At 57.8% G+C, this 20238-nt stretch carries 18 protein-coding genes; 2 read left to right on the top strand and 16 right to left on the bottom strand.

Annotation, left to right across the window (positions count from 1 at the left end; all coding sequences use genetic code 11):
- Positions 1–107: 107 nt before the first annotated feature.
- Both mdoH and HHI26_RS16960 read right to left on the bottom strand, forming a co-directional pair.
- Positions 108–2666, bottom strand: coding sequence for a glucans biosynthesis glucosyltransferase MdoH (mdoH, locus tag HHI26_RS16965; RefSeq protein WP_133840934.1), 2559 nt, complete (start codon positions 2664–2666; stop codon positions 108–110).
- Positions 2659–4194, bottom strand: a complete 1536-nt coding sequence (locus HHI26_RS16960) for a glucan biosynthesis protein G (protein ID WP_171149442.1) — start codon at positions 4192–4194, stop codon at positions 2659–2661. The genes mdoH and HHI26_RS16960 overlap by 8 nt, the downstream gene beginning before the upstream one ends.
- Positions 4195–4463: 269 nt before the next feature.
- Here HHI26_RS16960 and mdoC point away from each other — a divergent pair, with 269 nt between their 5' ends.
- Positions 4464–5591 carry a glucans biosynthesis protein MdoC gene (gene mdoC / locus HHI26_RS16955; protein ID WP_171149395.1) on the top strand — a complete coding sequence of 376 codons (1128 nt, stop codon included), beginning with the start codon at positions 4464–4466 and terminating at the stop codon, positions 5589–5591.
- Between the two features lie 32 nt (positions 5592–5623).
- Here the strand turns inward: mdoC and HHI26_RS16950 are convergent, their stop codons facing one another.
- A complete protein-coding gene (locus HHI26_RS16950) occupies positions 5624–7093 on the bottom strand; it encodes a phospholipase D family protein (protein WP_171149441.1) in 1470 nt (489 codons plus the stop codon).
- Between the two features lie 131 nt (positions 7094–7224).
- Between HHI26_RS16950 and HHI26_RS16945 the strand changes: the two genes are divergently transcribed.
- A complete protein-coding gene (locus HHI26_RS16945; RefSeq protein WP_159337097.1) occupies positions 7225–8376 on the top strand; it encodes a beta-glucosidase in 1152 nt (383 codons plus the stop codon).
- Here the strand turns inward: HHI26_RS16945 and HHI26_RS16940 are convergent.
- From HHI26_RS16940 to HHI26_RS16880, 13 genes are all read right to left on the bottom strand, one after another.
- A complete protein-coding gene (locus tag HHI26_RS16940; RefSeq protein ID WP_162900974.1) occupies positions 8357–8497 on the bottom strand; it encodes a hypothetical protein in 141 nt (46 codons plus the stop codon). The genes HHI26_RS16945 and HHI26_RS16940 overlap by 20 nt on opposite strands.
- 367 nt (positions 8498–8864) lie before the next feature.
- Positions 8865–10091, bottom strand: a complete 1227-nt coding sequence (locus HHI26_RS16935) for a beta-ketoacyl-ACP synthase (RefSeq protein ID WP_133840938.1) — start codon at positions 10089–10091, stop codon at positions 8865–8867.
- Positions 10091–10822 (bottom strand): 3-ketoacyl-ACP reductase FabG2, encoded by a 732-nt coding sequence (locus tag HHI26_RS16930; RefSeq protein WP_171149394.1) that lies wholly within the window; start codon positions 10820–10822, stop codon positions 10091–10093. The genes HHI26_RS16935 and HHI26_RS16930 overlap by 1 nt, the downstream gene beginning before the upstream one ends.
- The gene (locus HHI26_RS16925) at positions 10819–11295 is read right to left on the bottom strand and encodes a hotdog family protein (RefSeq protein WP_171149393.1); all 477 of its coding nucleotides are present in this window, start codon (positions 11293–11295) and stop codon (positions 10819–10821) included. Before HHI26_RS16925 ends, HHI26_RS16930 begins: the two co-directional genes overlap by 4 nt.
- Positions 11295–12446, bottom strand: coding sequence for a beta-ketoacyl-[acyl-carrier-protein] synthase family protein (locus tag HHI26_RS16920; RefSeq protein WP_171149440.1), 1152 nt, complete (start codon positions 12444–12446; stop codon positions 11295–11297). The genes HHI26_RS16925 and HHI26_RS16920 overlap by 1 nt, the downstream gene beginning before the upstream one ends.
- Positions 12446–13012, bottom strand: a complete 567-nt coding sequence (locus HHI26_RS16915; RefSeq protein ID WP_159337100.1) for a DUF3261 domain-containing protein — start codon at positions 13010–13012, stop codon at positions 12446–12448. Before HHI26_RS16915 ends, HHI26_RS16920 begins: the two co-directional genes overlap by 1 nt.
- Positions 13009–15327 carry an MMPL family transporter gene (locus tag HHI26_RS16910; RefSeq protein WP_171149392.1) on the bottom strand — a complete coding sequence of 773 codons (2319 nt, stop codon included), beginning with the start codon at positions 15325–15327 and terminating at the stop codon, positions 13009–13011. Before HHI26_RS16910 ends, HHI26_RS16915 begins: the two co-directional genes overlap by 4 nt.
- The gene (locus HHI26_RS16905) at positions 15299–15904 is read right to left on the bottom strand and encodes an outer membrane lipoprotein carrier protein LolA (protein ID WP_159337102.1); all 606 of its coding nucleotides are present in this window, start codon (positions 15902–15904) and stop codon (positions 15299–15301) included. Before HHI26_RS16905 ends, HHI26_RS16910 begins: the two co-directional genes overlap by 29 nt.
- Positions 15901–16323 (bottom strand): thioesterase family protein, encoded by a 423-nt coding sequence (locus tag HHI26_RS16900; RefSeq protein ID WP_159337103.1) that lies wholly within the window; start codon positions 16321–16323, stop codon positions 15901–15903. The genes HHI26_RS16905 and HHI26_RS16900 overlap by 4 nt, the downstream gene beginning before the upstream one ends.
- Positions 16317–18032: a glycosyltransferase family 2 protein gene (locus HHI26_RS16895; RefSeq protein WP_171149391.1), complete on the bottom strand. Its 1716-nt coding sequence runs from the start codon at positions 18030–18032 to the stop codon at positions 16317–16319. Before HHI26_RS16895 ends, HHI26_RS16900 begins: the two co-directional genes overlap by 7 nt.
- Complete coding sequence (locus tag HHI26_RS16890) at positions 18026–18370, bottom strand: beta-hydroxyacyl-ACP dehydratase (protein ID WP_133840946.1); 345 nt, start codon at positions 18368–18370, stop codon at positions 18026–18028. Before HHI26_RS16890 ends, HHI26_RS16895 begins: the two co-directional genes overlap by 7 nt.
- Entirely contained in the window at positions 18357–19688 is a 1332-nt protein-coding gene (locus tag HHI26_RS16885; protein ID WP_346775690.1) for an AMP-binding protein, read from the bottom strand. Before HHI26_RS16885 ends, HHI26_RS16890 begins: the two co-directional genes overlap by 14 nt.
- Positions 19685–20236 (bottom strand): hypothetical protein, encoded by a 552-nt coding sequence (locus HHI26_RS16880; RefSeq protein ID WP_133840947.1) that lies wholly within the window; start codon positions 20234–20236, stop codon positions 19685–19687. Before HHI26_RS16880 ends, HHI26_RS16885 begins: the two co-directional genes overlap by 4 nt.
- Positions 20237–20238: the final 2 nt, after the last annotated feature.

Raw genomic sequence — 20238 nt, 5'->3', positions numbered from 1 at the left:
AATATCAATTGTGAACGATAAAAAAGGCCACAACGTTACGCGTTGTGGCCTTTTTTTATTGTTCGTTAAGGATTAACCTAAATCAGCTCACCCGATAAACGTTAATGTTACTTCGCGTTATTCAGCGCCAGTGGATTCAGTTTCAACGTATGGTAATGATCTAACCAGTCGTGATACTTATCGGCGTGCTGCCACAGGCGGTAATGCATGCGTGACAGCGTGACCGGGTCGCTTAACAACGCCAGGCGCTGATCGCGGTCCAGCTTCGCTGGCGATTCACTGAGTGCCTGCTCAATACGGCGGTCACGGGCGAAGTCGAGGATATCGCTCTTCAGGTGACGCGAGGTCGCCATGGCGCTGGCCAGCGCGTTAAACGAGGGATGGAACATGGCGTGCATAAAGCCATTATCCAGCTCACGTTCGCGGTTCAGCTCAACGTAACGATCCGTATCCACCAGCTCCTGCGGCGGGCTGAACTCTTCCGGTATCAGGAACAGTTTACCGCGCTTCGATGCCTGACCGAGCGTACGACGGCTGGACCATACCGAAACAAACGGAGACAGGATCAGCGAGAAGACAATCGGCGACAGCCACCAGAGGAAGTTAAGATCCAGCCAGCCCATACCGCCCGCCCAGACCAGGCCGAGCAGCATCTGCGAACCGTGGCGCTTAAAGGCTTCACTCCATGGCGTAGCATCATCGTCACGCTGCGGTGAGTTCCACACTACTTCCCAACCGAGGAAGGCACTGACCACAAACACCGTATGGAACAGCATGCGCACCGGTGCCAGCAGCACGGAGAACAGCATTTCCAGGAACAGGGAAGCCAGTACGCGCAGCGCACCGCCATAAGGTTTCGCGCCCTTGAACCACACCAGCACAATACTCAGCAACTTCGGCAGGAACAACAGCACCAGCGTGGTGGAGAACAGCGCTATCGCCAGTTCCGGACGCCACTGCGGCCACACCGGGAACAGCTGGCGCGGTTGCAGGAAGTACTGCGGCTCCATCAGCGTATGCACCACCTGAAGAGCGGTGGAGAGCGCCAGGAACATAAACCACAGCGGTGCTGACAGATAAGACATCACGCCCGTCAGGAACACAGCACGGTGAACCGGGTGCATCCCTTTCACCAGGAACAGACGGAAGTTCATCAGGTTACCGTGGCACCAGCGACGGTCACGCTTCAGTTCATCCAGCAGGTTTGGCGGCAGTTCTTCATAAGAACCCGGCAGATCGTAAGCGATCCACACCCCCCAGCCTGCACGGCGCATCAGGGCCGCTTCCACGAAGTCATGGGACAGGATGGAACCGGCAAACGAGCCCTCGCCCGGCAATGGCGCCAGCGCACAGTGTTCGATAAACGGCTTCACGCGGATAATCGCGTTATGGCCCCAGTAGTGCGACTCACCCAACTGCCAGAAGTGCAGACCGGCGGTAAACAGCGGACCGTAAACGCGGGTCGCAAACTGCTGACAACGCGCATACAGCGTATCCATACCCGATGCTTTTGGTGATGACTGGATGATGCCCGCTTTCGGGTTCGCTTCCATCATGCGCACCAGACCGTTCAGACAGTCACCGCTCATCACGCTGTCGGCATCCAGTACGACCATGTAGCTGTACTGGCTGCCCCAACGGCGGCAGAAGTCATCGATATTACCGGATTTGCGTTTCACGCGACGGCGACGGCGGCGATAGAAAATACGCCCTTCCCCACCGACATCACGTACCAGCTCCATCCAGGCCTTCTGTTCAGCCATGGCGATATCCGGGTTGTAACTGTCGCTGAGGATATACACATCGTAGTTCGCCTGCTCACCGGTACGCACCACGGATTCCCAGGTAGCACGCAGACCAGCAAACACACGCCCGACATCTTCATTACAGATGGGCATGATCAGCGCGGTGCGGTGTTCCGGGTTAATCGGTTCGTCGCCGTTGGTCAGATACGAAATACTGTATTTGTCCTTGCCGATCATCAGTTGCAGGAACCCCATCAGTGCCGTCCAGAACCCCGCAGATACCCAGAGGAACAGGATGGCAAACAGGAACAGGATCCCGGTCTGCAACACATAAGGAAGGATCTGCAACACCGACTGCTGCCAGTTCTGGTTGATCATCTCCATAGGATCGATCAGCGCCCAGCCCTGGTAAGGCAGAATGGTTTTCATATACCAGGTGGCCACCACCGTCTGGAAGACGGAGAGGAACAGCAGGATATAACGACGAATAGAGCCAACATGGCGCCATTTGTCTTCATTTTTCTGCTCTTCGCGGCTGTCGTAACGCGGTGTGCTTTTACGCCCACGCAGGGAATCCCATGCACGCGCCACCGGGTTGGTCCGCCACTCTTCCGGATACATAGAAGAACGGGTGTGTTTCGGCATCGCTTTCAGCGTGGTGCGATCCAGCGCGTCTTTGTCAAACTGACGACCGCCATCAACAGAGTCAGGCCAGCTCATCTCGACACGCGCTTTTACCGATTCCTGCGGAGCATCATCGGGGCGCGTTTCGACCGGGCCGTCTTCGGCCAGCTGATAGTGCAACTGGCTGAAGGTATCGGACGGTTGTTCTGGCAACGCATCACGCAGCGCCCCTTTCCGCTCCGGGGAAAGGGGCAGCGCATCGATATATTCGTTGGGTATTACGGTAGACTTATTCATTGGCAGGCAACTGATTGCTCCAGGTTTCCGTCAGCGTTTTGTCACCGTTAACCAGTGCAGCACGCATCTCGGTCGGCTGTTTATTGTCTTTAACACGAACACGCAGCACCAGACGCCAGCCTTTGGTGACCGGGTTATAGCGCACGCTGTTTTCTACCAGCTCACCATTATTACCGATGCTCACCTGCGGCGTGACCGGGGTGTTTTCCGGCAGCTTGCTCATGTCCGGGCCAACAAAGTCGACGATAAACGCCACTGTGCCGTCTGGCTGACGCACCAGATTAGACTGTTTCACATCACCCAGAGAACGCAGCGTGCTTTTCACATAGGCGGTATCCGGCGTATGCAGCTGGCTTTCGTCACGTGTAAAGTGCAGGCGATAGGCAAACTTCATCTCTTTGCCTGGCTCTGGCAGACTTTCCGGGGTCCAGAATGCCACGATGTTGTCATTAGTTTCATCGCTGGTTGGGATTTCGACCAGCTCAACGCGGCCTTTACCCCAGTCACCCTTAGGCTCGATCCAGCCGCTTGGGCGCAGATCGTAGCGGTCATCCAGATCCTGATACTTATCGAAATCACGGCCACGTTGCAGCAGACCGAAACCACGTGGGTTTTCCACGGTGAAGGTGCTGACGGCCAGGTGTTTCGGATTATTCAGCGGACGCCAGATCCATTCACCGTTGCCGGCATGGATCGACAGGCCGTTGGAATCATGCAGCGCCGGACGGTAGTTAGCCACAGGAGACGGCTGGTTCGCACCGAACAGATACATGCTGGTTAACGGAGCCACGCCCAGTTTGCCCACTTTGTCACGCAGGTAGACTTTTGACTGCACATCAACGGTGCTGTCTTTACCCGGGGTGATCAGGAAACGATAGGCGCCGGTCGCACGCGGCGAATCCAGCAGCGCATAGATCACCAGATGTTTATCCTGCGGCTTCGGACGCTCAATCCAGAACTGTTTGAAGCGCGGGAACTCTTCACCGGACGGCAATGCCGTATCGATGGCCAGACCACGGGCAGACAGACCATATACCTGGCCCTGACCAATCACGCGGAAGTAGCTGGCCCCCAGGAAGCTGGAAATCTCGTCTTTCTTATCTTTACTGTTCAGCGGGTACAGCACTTTAAAACCGGCAAAACCGAGGTTTTTCACGGTATCCGGATCGTGCTTCACATTGCCGAAATTGAAATATTCCGGAGAGTATTTGATCTCGCGAACGCTGTTAGCCGTCACTTCATTGAGGCGTACCGGCGTATCGAAGTACATACCCTGATGGTAAAACTCAAGTTTGAAAGGGGTCTTCAACTTGTTCCAATAGGCTTTTTCATGATTGAACTGGATCTGCTGATAGTCGGCATACTTCATATCACGCAGCTGTGACGGTAGATTACTTTTCGGCGCTTCAAAGCCTTTGCCGGCTAACTCTTTCGCCTGTTTTGCCACATCGTCAATGTTGAAAGCCCAACTGGTGTTGGCATACATTGAAAGCAAAACTGCCGCGCCAACCCAGCGCAATTTCATCAGTTTTGGTTTATTGTTCATTTTAGTCCGCACATCCCCCCCTTTCGGGTGCTTAAATCAATGGATCCATCTTAAAGGATAATTCAGCATTCCGACAGCCTGAGCCCGTTTTTGTTCCACTATTCCGAGTGGCTAATAGCCCGATTCTCAAGCGTTTAGCGGAAACAGATTCGGCTGATAGTATACGCGGGTTTGCTCTATTAAAGTAAGCGGTAAGCTTTAGACTGGTTCAGGGTGAACCGGGTGATTAACTTGTTGAATACTGGACATATATGACTAAAAAAACACCACAACGAGAATACTTTTTGGATTCGATTCGCGCCTGGCTGATGTTATTAGGGGTGCCTTTTCATGTCTCATTGATTTATTCCACACAAAACTGGTCGGTCAACAGTGTCGCGCCCTCCGAATGGCTGACGCTGTTGAATGACTTCATCCATGCGTTTCGCATGCAGGTGTTCTTTGTTATTTCAGGCTATTTTTCCTATATGCTGTTCCTGCGCTACACCCCATCAGACTGGCTGAAGGTGCGTGTGGAGCGGGTTGGTATCCCGATGCTGACCGCCATCCCCCTGATTACGCTGCCGCAGTTTTTTATGCTGAAAGAGTGGACCAGTAAGATCGGTGACTGGAGCAGTAAGACCCTGTATGAGAAATATAATACGTTGGTTTGGGATCTGATTTCCCATCTGTGGTTCCTGCTGGTCCTGATCGTTCTGACCGTGGCAGGCTTCTGGCTGTTCCGTTTTCTGCGCGATGGCGCACGTGAGAAAACAGACTATTCCGAACTCACCTGGACCCGTTTAACCTGTTTTATTCTGCTTTGCAGCCTGGCCTGGGGTGCATTTCGTCGTCTGATGTTTATTTTTGCACCACAAATCCTGAGCGATGCGCTGTTTAATATGGTGGTGATGCAGACACTGATGTTCCTGCCCTTCTTTATACTGGGTGCCATGGCATGGAAATATCCGGCGATTAAGGCCCTGTTTGTCCGCCCGGTACCCTGGACCTTTGTGGGATCGGCGCTGGCTTTTGCCGCCTATGTGGCCAATCAGACCTGGAGTAAAGGGGAAGGCTGGCTGTATGAGATTGATGCGGTGGTCTCGATGCTCATGGGCCTGTGGATGGTCAACGTGGTGTTTACCTTCGGTCATCGCCTGCTGAACTCCCAATCTCCACGCGTAACGTATCTGGTGAACGCCTCGCTGTTTATCTACCTGGTCCACCATCCATTAACCATTCTCTATGGCATTCTGTTTGTGAAGCAGATCGACAGCAACACCCTCGGATTCTTCGCCGGTCTGGTGTTTGTGTTTGGCATCGCCTTCCTGCTGTATGAGATTCATCTGCGCATTCCACTGCTGCGCTTCTTGTTCTCCGGGAAGCCACAGCGCCAGTAATGGCAGGGGGCGACCGGAAATAGGGTCGCCCCTTACAGTAACCATTCGATTGGCAGACGCCATACCAGGCGCACCAGCAGACGCTGCATCAGCCGGGTGCGCGGTTCATGCTTATGCACCACTTCATTGGCCCCTTCTCCCGGATACTCCACCCAGTTAACCCGCCCCCATTTATCCAGACGTAGCGTCCAGGCGCGGTCGCGCATACTGCTGATAAATCGCTCGTGAATGCGCGTTGCCAGCGCATCATTTTCAATCACCAGCCCCATTTCGGTATTCAGCACGGCAGAGCGCGGGTCAAAGTTAAACGAACCGATAAATACCGTCTGGTTATCCACGCTGAAGGTTTTTGCATGCAAGCTGGACCCCGAGTTCCCCGTCAGACCACGATCGTGGCTGGGCTCGCGTGTTCCGCTGTTCGGCTTAAGCTCGTATAAACGAATACCGTGACGCAGCAGCTTTTTACGCCATTTTGCATAGCCCGCGTGCACAATCGACACGTCGTTGGCCGCCAGCGAATTCGTGAGGATAGAGATTTTTACCCCTTTGCGCACCAGGGCCAGCAGTTGCGCCACGCCAGTACGTGTTGGCACAAAATAGGCAGAAATGATGTCGAGTTGCTGCTGCGGTTTACCAATCACCTCCAGCAGACGTTGTGGCAGCAGCGTGCTGGTTCTGGCACGTCCCAGCCCTTTACGCGGGTCGTCGCTTAACAGACGCGTTTTCGCCCAGGTAAAAGGCAGCTTGCGATTGTCTAACTGGGTCACGAACGTTGACTCATCCACCTGACGTAGATAGCGCGCCACCTGTGGGCTGTCGCGCCAGGCCTCCGGCAATGATACCGCCGACGTCTCGCCCTCTTCCTCTTCAACCACGCGGTGCAGCGGTGCCACGGGCCGGCTCTGCCAGTAGCGGTCAAAGTCCTGCGCCACTTCATCCACCACCGGGCCCACGGCCAGCACATCCAGATCGGAAAACAGCGGTTCATCACCCACGCCAAAATATTCATCACCGATGTTACGCCCCCCCACGATGGTGGCTTGATTATCAACGGTGAAACTTTTGTTGTGCATCCGTCGGTTCAGGCGGGCAAAGTCCGTCAGGTAACCCAGCGCCCTCAGCGTGCGGAAGGTAAACGGGTTAAACAGGCGCACTTCGATCAGCGGGTGACGGTTCAGTTCGCTCAGGGTCCGGTCCAGTCCCTGAGTGTTATTGTCGTCCAGCAGCAGACGCACTTTCACGCCGCGCTGGGCTGCCGCCAGCAGTGCGCTGAACAACAGCCTGCCCGACAGGTCGTTCTGCCAGATGTAATACTGAATATCCAGCGTATTTTCCGCCAGGGTGATCAACTGATAGCGCGCGGCAAAGGCATCCAGCCCTTCGGCCAGTGGATAGACCCCGCTGTACAGGGGATGCTGTGCGACCAGTGGCGTAATCGCCTGCGCCAGGCGTGTCGCGTCAGCCGGGCTGACTGCCTGCAATGGGTGAAGCGTGTAGGTCATCAGCAATCCTTGTGCGGTAATACGGTTATTCATCCGGTTAACTCCGGCCTGGCCCACAGTCTGTTCAGGCCTGCAAACATATAGTCTAGACTTAGCCCATCGCCTGCGTTTTATTCCCTCAGGAGAACATTATGCATGATGGACATTACCCGCCCGGTCTGTTTTCCAGCTTCTACCAGGGGAGCTTCGCCTGCTCCACTGCCTGCCGGACACCGGGCAAGCGCGCCGACCTGATGATCAGCAGCGGACATGACACGCTGCTGGAGAAAGATTATGCGCTGTTAGCCAGCCATCAGATCCTGACGGCACGCGATGGCGCCCGTTGGTATTTAATTGAATCGCAACCCGGAGAATATCACTGGGACAGTTTTTTGCCGCAGCTAAAAGCGGCGGAAAAGTACGGTATTGAAATGATCTGGGAGCTGGCCCACTTTGGCTGGCCGGACGGGCTGGATATCTGGCAGCCTGAATTCGTTGATCGTTTCAGCGCCTTTGCCCGCGCCCTCGCCCGCCTGATGCGTGAAGAAGGTCATACCCGCCCGTTTATTACCCCCATGAATCAGATTTCATTCTGGTCATGGGCCGGTGCGGAAATCGCCTGGTTTAACCCTTTTGTTACCGGGCGTGGTCGCGAACTGAAACGACAACTCGCTCGCGCCAGCATAGCGGCAATGCATGCCATGCGTGAAGAACTGCCTGGGGTGCGCTTTGTGCTCACCGATCCACTGGTCAACGTTGCGGCATCCGGATATTCCACCGCCGCCCGCTTACAGGCGCAGCAACAGCATCAGGCGCAATATGAAGTCTGGGACTGGCTGGCAGGGCGAAGCGAACCGGAACTGGGGGGATCGGAAGATCTGCTGGATATTATGGGCCTGACCTGGTACCCGGACAATCAGTGGTTCCATAACGGCGACCCGCTGGAACCGCACCACCCGGACTACCGGCCGTTAAATGTGTTGTTACAGGAAGTGTGGCAACGCTATCAACGCCCCCTGCTGATCGCCGAAACCGGTGCAGAAGCAGGCCAGTCTCAGACGTGGCTTAACCTCGTCAGTCAGGAATGCGATTTGGCACTGAAAGCGGGCGTACAGCTGGAGGGCATTTCACTCTATCCCGTTGTCGACTACCCGGCATGGGATGATGACCGTCGCTTACCTGCCGGATTATTTGGTCTACCCGATGCGAATGGCAATCGCACCATCAATGAATCCATGGCGCTGATGCTACGCAGTCAGCAGATAAAACATCAGCAGGAGCCGATCAGGACATCCACAACGTAATGCCGAGGACAAAGATAATCAGCGTAAAAGAGGTGACAGCGAGGACCACAATGGCAAACTGCGCATCATCTAACGGTACACGAGGTTCTTTTTCAGATTCAGGTTTGGAACTGTTTTTCATGTTCAGCCACAGCGTACCGGCAAACAATCCTGTTGGGGTGCCGGTAAAAAATGAAAGACGTCCCTTTCACCTAAAAAATAAGCAACACTAACGAAAGTACAGTATTCCACGAGGGTTTATAGCACCAAAAAGTGTCAATCATTCTCAAATAATCGCGCAGGATAATAGCACAACTCCCAGTCTGATTAACGTAATAAATTGATTCATCACTGCTAAAAAAGGAATAAGATAGACTCTTTTCTTCTGAAATCAGGCAGGTGCAGTGATTCCTCGACTGAACAGTCAGACAAAATGATTATCAACCTTAACTAATATTTCCAGACAAAAATAACAAGAAGGGCGTTGCAGTTGCAACGCCTTAGCAGGGTCAGGACCAGCGACGGAAAATCAGAGAGGTGTTGATGCCACCAAAGGCAAAGTTGTTGGACTGAATGTAGTCCGTCTGTATCGCACGGGGTTGCTGCATGATGTAGTCCAGCGCGGCACAATCCTCAGCGGGTTGAGTGAGGTTTAATGTAGGGGCGAACCAGCCTTCACGCATCATCTCAATGCTCATCCAGGCTTCCAGCGCGCCACAGGCACCCAGCGTATGGCCAAAATAACTTTTCAGCGATGAAACCGGCGTACGGTCGCCAAAGACCGCCGCCGTGGCATGACTTTCCGCCACATCGCCACGGTCGGTCGCGGTGCCGTGAGCGCTGATATAACCAATATCGTCGGCTGTCAGCCCTGCCGAGCGCAATGCCCGCTCAATGCAGATTTGCATGGTTTCACGCTGTGGCTGGGTAATATGCGCAGCATCGCAGTTGGTATAGAAACCGACGATCTCCGCATAAATCTTCGCACCGCGTGCTTCAGCGTGTTCCAGATCTTCCAGCACCAGCGTCCCGGCCCCTTCGCCAATCACCAGACCATCACGTTGGGTATCAAACGGTGAAGGCGTGCTTTGTGGGCGGTCGTTGCGCTGACTGGTGGCAAACAGCGTGTCAAACACCGCCGCCTCTGAAGGGCATAACTCCTCTGCCCCACCTGCGACCATCACCGTCTGATAGCCGTGGCGGATCGCTTCCCATGCATAACCGATGGCCTGGCTGCCGGAGGTGCAGGCGCTGGAGGTCGGGATCACCCGGCCTCGCAGGCCAAAGAACAGTCCGGCATTCACCGCTGTGGTGTGCGGCATCATCTGCACATAGGTGGTGCCGGTAATGTTGTTGGTGTGCTTTTCCGTCAGCATGGTAGCAAATTCACTGACCGGGCCGGTGCTGCCGGTTGAGGAACCGTAAGCAATACCGGTATCGCCATTGGTCAGCACCGGGTGCCCCAGCAGCCCGGCCTGCTCCAGCGCCAGTTCGGTAGCACGGGTCGCCATCAGTGAGACGCGCCCCATGGAACGGATACGTTTACGGGTGTAATGCTCCGGTAGCGTAAAATCATCTACGGGTGCCGCTAACAGGGTATTCAGGCCGTCATAAATCTGCCATTCCGGCATCTTACGGACCGCATTGGTGCCCGCGCGCAAACGCTCAGACACCGCCTGCCAGTTTTCACCAAAGGCGGTCACGCCCCCCATTCCTGTTACCACAACACGGCGCATCAGAGCATCCCCCCGTTAATCGAAATGACCTGACGGGTGACATATCCCGCGATATCAGACATCAGATAGCTGGCCAGCCCGGCCACTTCCTCTGCGGCACCCATGCGTTTCATCGGGATCATCTTCAGCGCCTCATCCACCGCCACCGGTTCCATCTGGATCATTCCCGTATCAATCAGACCCGGAGCAATGCAATTAACGGTGATTTTGCGTTTCGCCAGCTCAATCGCCAGCGCCTTGGTCGCACCGATAATACCCGCTTTGGCCGCACTGTAATTCACCTGTCCGCGATTACCCATCATGCCGGAAACCGACGAGAGGGTAATAATGCGCCCGCCTTTGCGCAGTCCGATCATCGGCATCACACAAGGCTGGATCACGTTATAAAAACTGTCGAGGTTAGTGTGGATCACCTGGTCCCAGTCGTCATCGCTCAGAGCAGGAAATGCACCGTCGCGAGTAATACCGGCATTGCTGACCACGCCATAATAAGCGCCATGTTGCTCGATATCCGCTTCAAGACGGGTGCGGCACATCTCGCGGTCGGCAATATCAAAGCCCAGCACGCGGCCCATGCCTCCGGCCGTTTCTATCTGGTGCAGCGTATCCCGTGCGCCCTGCTCATCGCTGTGAAAATGAACTATCACGGTAAATCCATCGGCGGCCAGGCGCAGCGCAATCGCACGGCCGATACCTTTGCTAGCTCCGGTGACTAAAACAGAACGCGTCATTCCTGAATATCCTGTTGCATAAGTTGTTGAAGTTCCTGGTCATCTGGCTGATAGGTATTCAGTCGGCCATGGGCCCAGGTGTCGCCATCAATGGTGATAACGCCGTCGAAACTGCCTATTTTTTCATCGCGCATCAGCAGGCTGACGCGAATATCCAGCACGCTGTCAGCGGGGAAAATCGCCTGCTGGCAGCGGTAGCCGCGCCCGCCCAGTAGCATCCCGGGACGCGGGGGGCATTGATGCTGCTGGCGGCCATGCCAGCCTGACCAGACGCCTATCGTCTGGGCAATAATTTCAATGCCGAACCAGGCAGGCAATGCCCCCTGCGGGTTGAGAAAGGGTGCCAGCACACTGTCAGCACTGACCCGTACCCGGCAATGGGCCTCTTCGTCACTGACCATCAGCACCTGCTCTACCAGCACCATCGGTGAGGCATGCGGCAGGTAATACGCGGCGGGTTGATACTCTGACATCACAGCGTTCCTAAAATCAGGCAGGCATTATTGCCGCCAAAAGCAAAAGAGTTACTCATGATCACCGGGCGTTCCAGCGGCTCGGGCACCGTCAGCAGACCGCAATCTGGCAGGCCGTTGTCCGGGGTGCTGGCGCTGAAATCTTGCGGCGGCAGCGGCAGGTGACGTGTGAGGATAAGCCAGCACAGCGCCGCCTCAACAATGCCTGCGGCACCGAGCGTATGTCCGGTTAAGTGCTTGGTGGAGCTACAGGGTACCTGGTCGCCAAACAGCGCACTGACCACGCCCGCTTCAATCTGATCATTTAACCGCGTTGCCGTACCGTGCAGGTTGATATACCCCACCTGCTCCGGGGCCAGACCCGCCTGTTGCAGCGCCATAGTAATCGCGCGTTTGGCCCCTTCCCCTTCAGGATGGGGTGCCGACATATGCCAGGCGTCCGAGGACTCACCATAACCCAGAATCGCTACGGGCTGCGGCTCGCGGGTCAGCAGCATCAGCGCCGCCCCTTCGCCAATCGTTATGCCATCACGCTGCTGGCTGAACGGCACGCAGCGTTGCGCTGATAACGACTCAAGGCTGTCAAAACCGTTGAGTGGCATACGACTGAGCGTATCGGCCCCGCCGACAATCGCCACATCCGCCAGTCCGGCGTCAATCAATCGCTGCCCGCTGATCAGCGCCCGCGCGCTGGAAGAGCAGGCCGTCGACAGCGTGTAGGCCGGGCCGCTCAGTTGCAGATAGTCCGCCAGAAAACGCGAGGGATCGCCAAGCTCCTGCTGAAAATAGTGATAATTCTCGCTGTCACCGCTGATAAAACGATCGCCCTCATCCAGGCCAGACGTGCTGGTGCCGAGCACCACCGCCACGCGGTCTGCACCAAAATGCGCGATCGCCGACTGCACTTCCGTTTCAATCTGTGCCAGCGCCGCCAGTAGCAGCTGGTTATTCCGGCTGTTATGCGCCGCCAGCCGGGCCGGAACCGCGGGTAATTCCGCATCCACCCGCCCGGTCCAGCAGGGTTTATCGCCGATCAACCATCCGCTGTCGGCACGCATCCCCGGTGCCACGCCGCGCACCAGGTTATCGGCGATGTCATCGGACGTTGCACCCAGCGCACTGAGCATACCCACCGCAGAAATAAACATCATCATCCGTCCAGATTCTGAATCAAGATATGGTAGCCAAAAGCAAACTGCTGAACACTGATCGGCATCCGCTGTGTCCCGCGTTGCAGGTAGCGGATCTCCGTGATCAGTTTGCCCCCGTCATCACGCAACTGCCGGCGGTCGCCCTGGTCTGCCAGCGTCCAGCCCGCCGGCAGGCGCGGAAGCCACACGGAAACAGGCCAGTGACTGAGCATAATATCAGCCAGCACCTGGCTGGCTGGCGGCATCTCCGGCAGAACCAGCGCCTGTTCGGCGTGAATGCCGCTGGCATCATACGTTACCCGAAACAGGCGGATGCCGAGTGATGACAACCCGGCCAGCGTCAGCTGCTGACCATCGGCACTCAGCAACACCAGCAGCGACTGCTGTTTGCCCTTGAAACTCCCGGTCAGCAGCTGTTGCTGACTGAACGCCGGATCAATGGCCGGGGGCGGTAACGTCACGCGTACGCCCGGTTTAAGCCAGGCCTGCGCCCGGGTGTCATCCGGTTTTCCGGCACAGCCCGTGAGCAGCAACGCGGCGCAGAACAGCGCCAGAAGGCTTTTCATTTTTTTCTCCGTTTCGCCGGCAGTGCCAGCGGGGACAGTAAGAACGCGGTAAAGATGCCGCTGCACAGCACAATGCCGAAACTGCTGATCGCCTGGGTACTGCTGAACACCAGCATCCCCAGCGTCAGCAACGTGGTCGCCATCGCCAGCAACACCGCCAGCAGAGAGGTTATCGGCGTCCCACGCGGATTGCTGAAGAACAGGGTGTAATTAATCCCAATGCCCAGCACCAGTACCAGCGCAAGCAGCGAAAACAGGTTAAGCGAATGGCCGGACAACGCCAGCGCCGCCAGTCCACCGCCCAGTGACAGTACGGAAGGGATCACCGTCAGCAGCCCCTGACGCCAGCCAAGGCGCAGCACATTGCTCAGGGCAATCGCCACCAGCGCGGCTGCCAGCAGCCAGCCCAGCAGGGTACGGTAAAAGGCAAACAGCGTATCGAAGGTCTGTTTACGGTCAATCCAGCTGACGCCCGGCAGGCTGTCAGCCAGTTGCGCCAGTGCGGCACGATTGCTCACGCCGCTCAACGGCACCAGTACACCACTGCGCCCGTCAGGCAGCGTCAGCCACAGCAGGCGCCAGCCTTCGCTGTTCTGACTGTTAAGCCAGGCTTCCGGCGTCAGCGGCTGCGCGCTGAGATCGGGGGCATTCACCGTCACCCCGGCCTCGTGCAAACGGGCGATCACCGTCGGAGCCGCCTGCTGCAGCCTCTGTAAATCCTGCTGCTGCTGCGCCAGGGAGGAGAGCGGCAACAGACGGTAACTGTTGAGCCATTGCTGACGGCGCGCATCGCCCAGTTTCGGGGCCAGCGCCTCCAGACGTTGCAAGGTCTGCTGCGGGTTATCGCCGGAAACCGCCATCCAGGTCTGATCGGCACTCTGACCGGTGAGCGCAGTGACCTGCCGCTCCACGGCCAGCAAATGCGCGGGCAGCGCCTGGAGCTGGGAAATATCATCATCAACGCGCAGCTGGCTGATCCCGCCCAGCGAAAGTAGTGCCACCAGCAGCGGCAGACCGATACGCAGGCGGTTGTTGCGCCGCCACGCCGCCAGCCAGCGCCCCATCAGCGCCATCAGCGGCACCGGGCGCACAGGCAACCCTTTCACCAGCAGCGGATACCAGCAGATCACCGTCAGGCAGGATGCCGTCAGGCCAACAGCAGCGAACACCGCCAGCTGGCGAATCCCCGGGAAGGGTGCCACCACCATAATCAGCCATGCAATGGCGGTGGTGCCCAGCGCCAGCAGCAACGCACGCATCACCTTATGCAGGCTCTCCTGCGGGGTCATATCTGCCCCGTGAACCATGCGCTCCGTGAGGTAATAGAGGGTGTAATCGGCCGAAATCCCGACAATGCTCAGGCTCATCACCAGCGTCATCAGGTGCAGCTCACCGAAGCAGAGGAGCGTGATCACCGTCCCTGCCAGTGCACCAATCCCTACGGAGAGCGCGCAAAGCAGCAGCGGTCGCGGTGAACGAAACACCGAGAAAACCAGCAGCAGCACACCAACAATGGTGGCCACCCCAAGGGTGGAGACATCATGCCGCGCCTGCTGGCTGGCATAATCACTGAACCAGACGGTACCGCGTGACAGCAGTTGTGCATTCGGGTACTGCTGTCGCAGTTGCTGCTCGATATCCTGAAGCTGGCCAACAATGGCGTGGCTTTGCTGCATATCGAACGAGCTGCTGGCCAGTTCGCCATGAATAAAGTACCAGCGCTGCCCCTGCTTATCGCGGGTGGTCAGCCAGCCGTTGCTCAGCCCGAGCTGGCTGGCATTTTGTTGCATCATTAGCTGTGCGCCACGCACCAGCATCAACGGATCGTGATTCAGTTCCTGCCCGCTCACCCCGGCAAACGCGGAATAGAGCTGTGCCAGCACCCAGTCGGCCTGGGCGGCTCCGCCGTTTTCCAGCCGTGCGCGCGTGGCGGCATCAATCATGCTGTTTCGGTGCTGAAAAGCAAATTGCCCCCAGGCCTGCTGTTGCTGTGCGTCCAGCGGCCCTTTCACCTGCTTCAGTCCTTCAAGCTGTTGCAGCTTCGTCAGCAACGTCTGTGCCACGGCCGGGTTATCCTGCTTCCCGGCGCTGACCAGCCACACCATCTGGCGGTCAAGACGCTGCATAAAGCCCTGTTCCAGGTCGGCTGGCATCGCCCCCATCGACTGAGCAGGCAGCAGCGCCAGCACGCTACTGTTAATACGCGCCTGCGGCAGCAATGCCGCCAGCCCGGCCAACAGCAGCAGGCAGACGATCAGCCAGGCAACGGCAATCTGACGCGGTCGGTTAGAAAACAAAATGCTGCTGCTCTTCATCAGTCAGGTGAGTCGGCGTCAGGCGCTGATTGCTCAGGGTTATATCCGTACGATCGCCCTGTCGGTCATTCAACTGAATGCTGTCGAGATACGCAGCACCCTGTAAGGTGATGTTGTTAAAAAGTTTATCCAGCGGCGAAGTGGTTGGCGTCAGCACCAGGCGCCAGCGGTCCTGCCCGAGATCGTGAAAATCCAGCGCAAAGTTCTGCTCCAGGACTTGGCGGTCTGCCTGAAACAGGGCGCGCAGCAGATGGTTGAACTGGAACATCTGCGGATTGCTGTCGGCAGTGACAATTTCCGGCGGCTGGCCGTTCATCACCTGGACCATGCGTTTTTCATCCAGCACCAGCGTCAGCGGGAAAGGCTTTGCCTGCTGCCACCACAGCCCTTTATCCTGGGCTATCAGCAGTTGGCCACTGGATTTCAGGGGTTGCGCCATACCTTTGATGGTACGCAGTTGGCTGAAGTCAGCCCGCACCACCGGCTGGCTGGCAAAGCGCTGTTGCAGTGCGTCCAGCGTAACGGCCTGCACGCTAAGGCTGGTGAGCATCAGCAAGGTGAAAAGCATTTTGATCATAGCGTGACTCCCAGACGATCAAACAGGATCTGCGGCGAGACAAAGCTGATGCCCGTCTCCCCTTCGGCCACCGCAACCTGAATGGTGTAACCGGTGGTCGTACGCTGGCCGCTCTCTGCATCAAAAATCTGATAAGCGATACGCAGGCGATTCTCCACTTCTTCAATGGTGGCACGCACGCGGATACGCTGCTCAAACGTCAGGGTGCCGCGATATTTTACCCGGGTATCCACCACGGGCCAGACGTACCCCGAGGCCTTCATCTCGCGGTAGCCATAATTAAACTTGCCCAGCAGCGCTTCGCGGGCAATTTCGAAATAACGGAAGTAGTTGCCGTGCCAGACCACGCCCATCGCATCCACATCGTGGAACGGAACGGTCAGCTCAACCTCAACAGAGAAACGCGCATCGTTTAACACCGGGGATCCTTCTCTTCATGTTCGGTCGGGGGAGCTTCCGGCAGTTGCCAGAAGTCGAAAAAGTTAAACCAGTCGAGTGGCGACAGCAGCGCATGGTATTCCAGCCGCTGTGCATAACGATCGACGACCTGCTGTAAGGCCTGCTGCCGTGTCGCACGCGGCAGTTCCAGCGGGTCGGCGAACGGCTCGCAGTGCAGACGCAGCGTGCTGCCCTGACGCAGGGCAAACATCAGCATCACCGGGCAACGTAGCGCCGCCGCCAGCACAAAAGGCCCCTGCGGGAAGGGGGCCGGTTTGCCAAGAAACTCGCTCCATATCACACGACGACTGCCGCCGCGCTGGCGGTTGACCGCCGTACGGTCACCGACAATCGCCACCCATTCTCCGGCATCGAGCTTCTGCCGCAGCATGATGGCGGTTTCCGGGCCGATATGACTCACCGGGATCACATTAACACTGGCTTGTGGGGCAATCTCGTCCAGGACCTGTTTGAAGCGCTGCGCGTGGTCGGTAAACACCAGCGCGTTGATCACCAGCCCACTCACCTGCTGTGCCAGTGCACGGCAGGCCTCAATATCGCCCAGATGCGAGGCCAGGATCAGTCGCCCGCCCGGCGGGCCGTGGTTGATAATTACCCCGGCACCGGGGGCGAAATCAATGTCTTTACCCCAGCGCAGATCGCCGCGCCAGCTGGCAATTTTGTCCAGCATGGCATCGCCAAAACGCAGGAAGTGGCGGAAGCTGCTCAGCGGTTTGGGCAATGTCAGCTGCTGCGACTGTGCGTAATCACGGACGGCATTCAGCCACTGCACGGAGGCGCGCCGCTGTTCGCCGCCGGTCAGCCAGTACACGGCGGTCACTGGCCACAGCAACAACGTAAACGCGCGGCGGCCAAAGCACCGATACACGGTGAGCATAAAGCGTATGCCCCACAGCCCGCTGCGTTCCGGGGTAGCAGACCAGTGTCGTGCGGTTTTTCTGCGCCAGAGTAAGGAAGGTATACGCGGCAGCATGCCGAAAAACAGCCGGGTGTGCATCCAGGAGATACGCAGGTTATCGCGCAGCGCATCAAAGTGTGACAGCCCGTCCTGCGGGTAGGTTACCCGGGTGGCAACGAAGTACGAAGGCGTGCCCGCCCAGTAGAGGCGCACCATAATTTCCGTATCAAAATCCATACGCTGACCGATAGCACGGCGCTGTGCCAGCGCCAGCGTCGGGGCCAGCGGATACACACGGAATCCGCACATGCTGTCTTTCAGGGAAAAGGACAGGGTTTCCACCCAGACCCAGAAATGGGTGATATAGCGGCCATAGAGGCGCGCCCGAGGCACCGAGTCGTCATACTGCGGCTGGCCTGAGATCAGCGCTTCCGGCGCAGCACGCGCTGCATCCAGCAGGCGCGGGCAGTCTTCGATCTGATGTTGCCCGTCAGCGTCCACCTGAACCGCATGCGTAAAGCCCTGACGGGCCATCTCCGTCAGCCCGGCCAGTACCGCCACGCCTTTGCCCTGATTGGTCGTCAGGCGGTGGAGCTGCACGTCCGGCCCCACCAGCGCATCGAGCTGAACGGCGGTGGCGGCATCACTGCCATCATCGACAATCAGCACTGGTAACGTAAACGGGGCCAGGCGGGCCAATACCGAGGCCATCATCATGCCGTGGTTATAGCAGGGGATCACCACGCAGGGGCGGAACGTCTCGTTTAACACAGGCGGATCTTCCCGCTACTGGCCGGGTGCAGCCCCGCATCGGTCACCCGCTGATATTGAAAACTCAGCCCTTTTTCAGGCTGCCAGCTCAGCGTCAGTTTCAGCGTAGCGCCCGGCAGGATCGGCTGCTGAAACTTAATGTTATCCACGGAGGCAAACTGCAGCCCTGGGGCCAGCAACGAGGTGCCATAGTGGATCACCCAGTCCAGCTGCGCCACGCCGGGCAACAGGGGCTGCTCAGGGAAATGGCCCTGGAACCAGAACAGATCCGCATCGACGCGCAACAGCAGTTCCGCTTCGCTGCCCTGCTGTTGTACCGCAAGCTCAACGGGCAACATGAAATAACTCCTGTATCTGCGGCCAGGCACGTTTGCTCTGACTGTTATGCGGGATGATCTCAACCACCCGCCAGAACCGCGGCATCGCCACCGGCTCAAGCCAGCGCTGCAGTTCATGACGCCACTGGCGTTTGAGTCCGTTGAGATCGCTCTGCGGCTGATAAAGCACCAGTACCACGCCAATGCCGCTGCGATCGCCGCGCACCACCTGGAGTGCCACCGCATCGGCCACCTCCGGTAGCGCCAGCAGCCGCCGCTCAATCTCACTGAGCGACACACGTTTATCTTCGATTTTCACAATACGATCATGGCGGCCACAGAGCTGAAAGCCCTGCTCACTGAACACCAGCTTATCGTCCAGCATCGCACCCTGCGGCAGTGGGATCAGCGCCGAACGCACCCACCAGTTTTTCTGCTCATCCTGGCGGAATGCCACCCCGCTGAACGGCTGCCACGCGGCGTCATCACGCGCGCGGGTACGGCTGGCGATGGCGCTGGTTTCGGTACTGCCGTAGATCTCTTCGACCGGATACCCGGTCCACTCCGTCACCGACTGCGCATCCCGCCATGGCAATGCCCCTCCGGCTGACACCGTCAGGCAGCAGTCAGGGGCCGCCAGGGAGAAATCAATACGGCGCAGAAAGGCCGGACTGCTGATAAACGCATAGCGCCCTGGGGGTTGCGCCACCAGCTGTTCACTGTAGCAGACCTGGCGGCTGTCAAACGGCAGCCCCAGCGCCATCGGCATAACAAGGCGGAAACTCAGCCCGTAGAGATGCTGATGAGTGACCGACGCAATCAGGGTGCAGCCTTGCAGACGTTCGCCCCACAGCGTATGCAACCAGCGCGCCTCTTCATCCAGGCTGGCAACGGGTTTACTGACCTGCCGTGGCGCGCCCGTAGAACCGGAGGTAAACAGGATAATGGCGGCATCAGGGGCCATCGGCGGCAACACATTGTCTGACGCCCTGCCCGCCTCGTCGACCTGCCAGACCGGGCAGTCGAGGGGAAATGCCTGATCGCTGAGCACGCCGTCGAATTCCGCGATTTGCTCCGCCAGCAGTGAGGGCCGACAGTGGCCGGGGATCAGCGGGGTTTTTCCCGCATGCAGCGCCGCCAGTAACGCCACGCTAAACAGATAGCAGTCTTCAAAGCACAGCGCCCAGCGTTGCCCCGGGTGCGCCAGCAGACGCGTACCCAGCGCGGTGACCTGCTGCTGCCACTGCTGTCGGGTCCATTGATGCGTGCCGCTGCGTGCCACGATGCCCGGCGTAACGGTGGTCAGCCAGTCGCCCATTGGCAAAACGTTGTGACTCACCGCGAGGCCTTTATGCGCTGGCGTACACACCATTCGCCCGCCATCAACAGCCCGATTAACAGATAGCTGATTAGTCCGTTCCACCACGTCCACCAGAAAAGAGAAGTTTGCAGGCAGGTGACCAGCGCCACCCCGCCATTCATCAGAAAGAACAAGCACCAGACCTGCGTGACGCGACGGGTGTATGCCACCGCGCGCGGCGGTAAATCGGTTTCACGCAGACGGGCCAGGCGTTCAACCAGCGGCATGGCGCTGAATAAGGAGCTGGCGAACAGCAACAACAGAATGGCGTTTACCGCCACCGGGTACCACAGCAACAAATGATGGTCGCGCAGCAGCATGCTGGCCGCACACAGCGCTGCCCCGGCCACTGCCAGCCATTTGCCTGTCATCGCAAATGCCCCCTGCTGCCGACGCAACCCCAGCCAGCGCAGCACAAACAGCAGTGCCATCAATGGCAGCAGCCAGTGATATTGAGGGTGAGTGAGGCTGAACCCGACCAGAAATGGCCACAGCACCAGCAACAGCCCGGTGAGCATACGTAGCATCG

It is taken from the genome of Erwinia sp. JH02, assembly GCF_013074405.1.
In the GTDB taxonomy this organism is placed as follows: Bacteria; Pseudomonadota; Gammaproteobacteria; order Enterobacterales; family Enterobacteriaceae; genus Erwinia; species Erwinia rhapontici.
The sequence above is the reverse complement of the archived record's forward strand: the minus strand, read 5'-3'. Positions and strand labels throughout refer to the sequence as shown.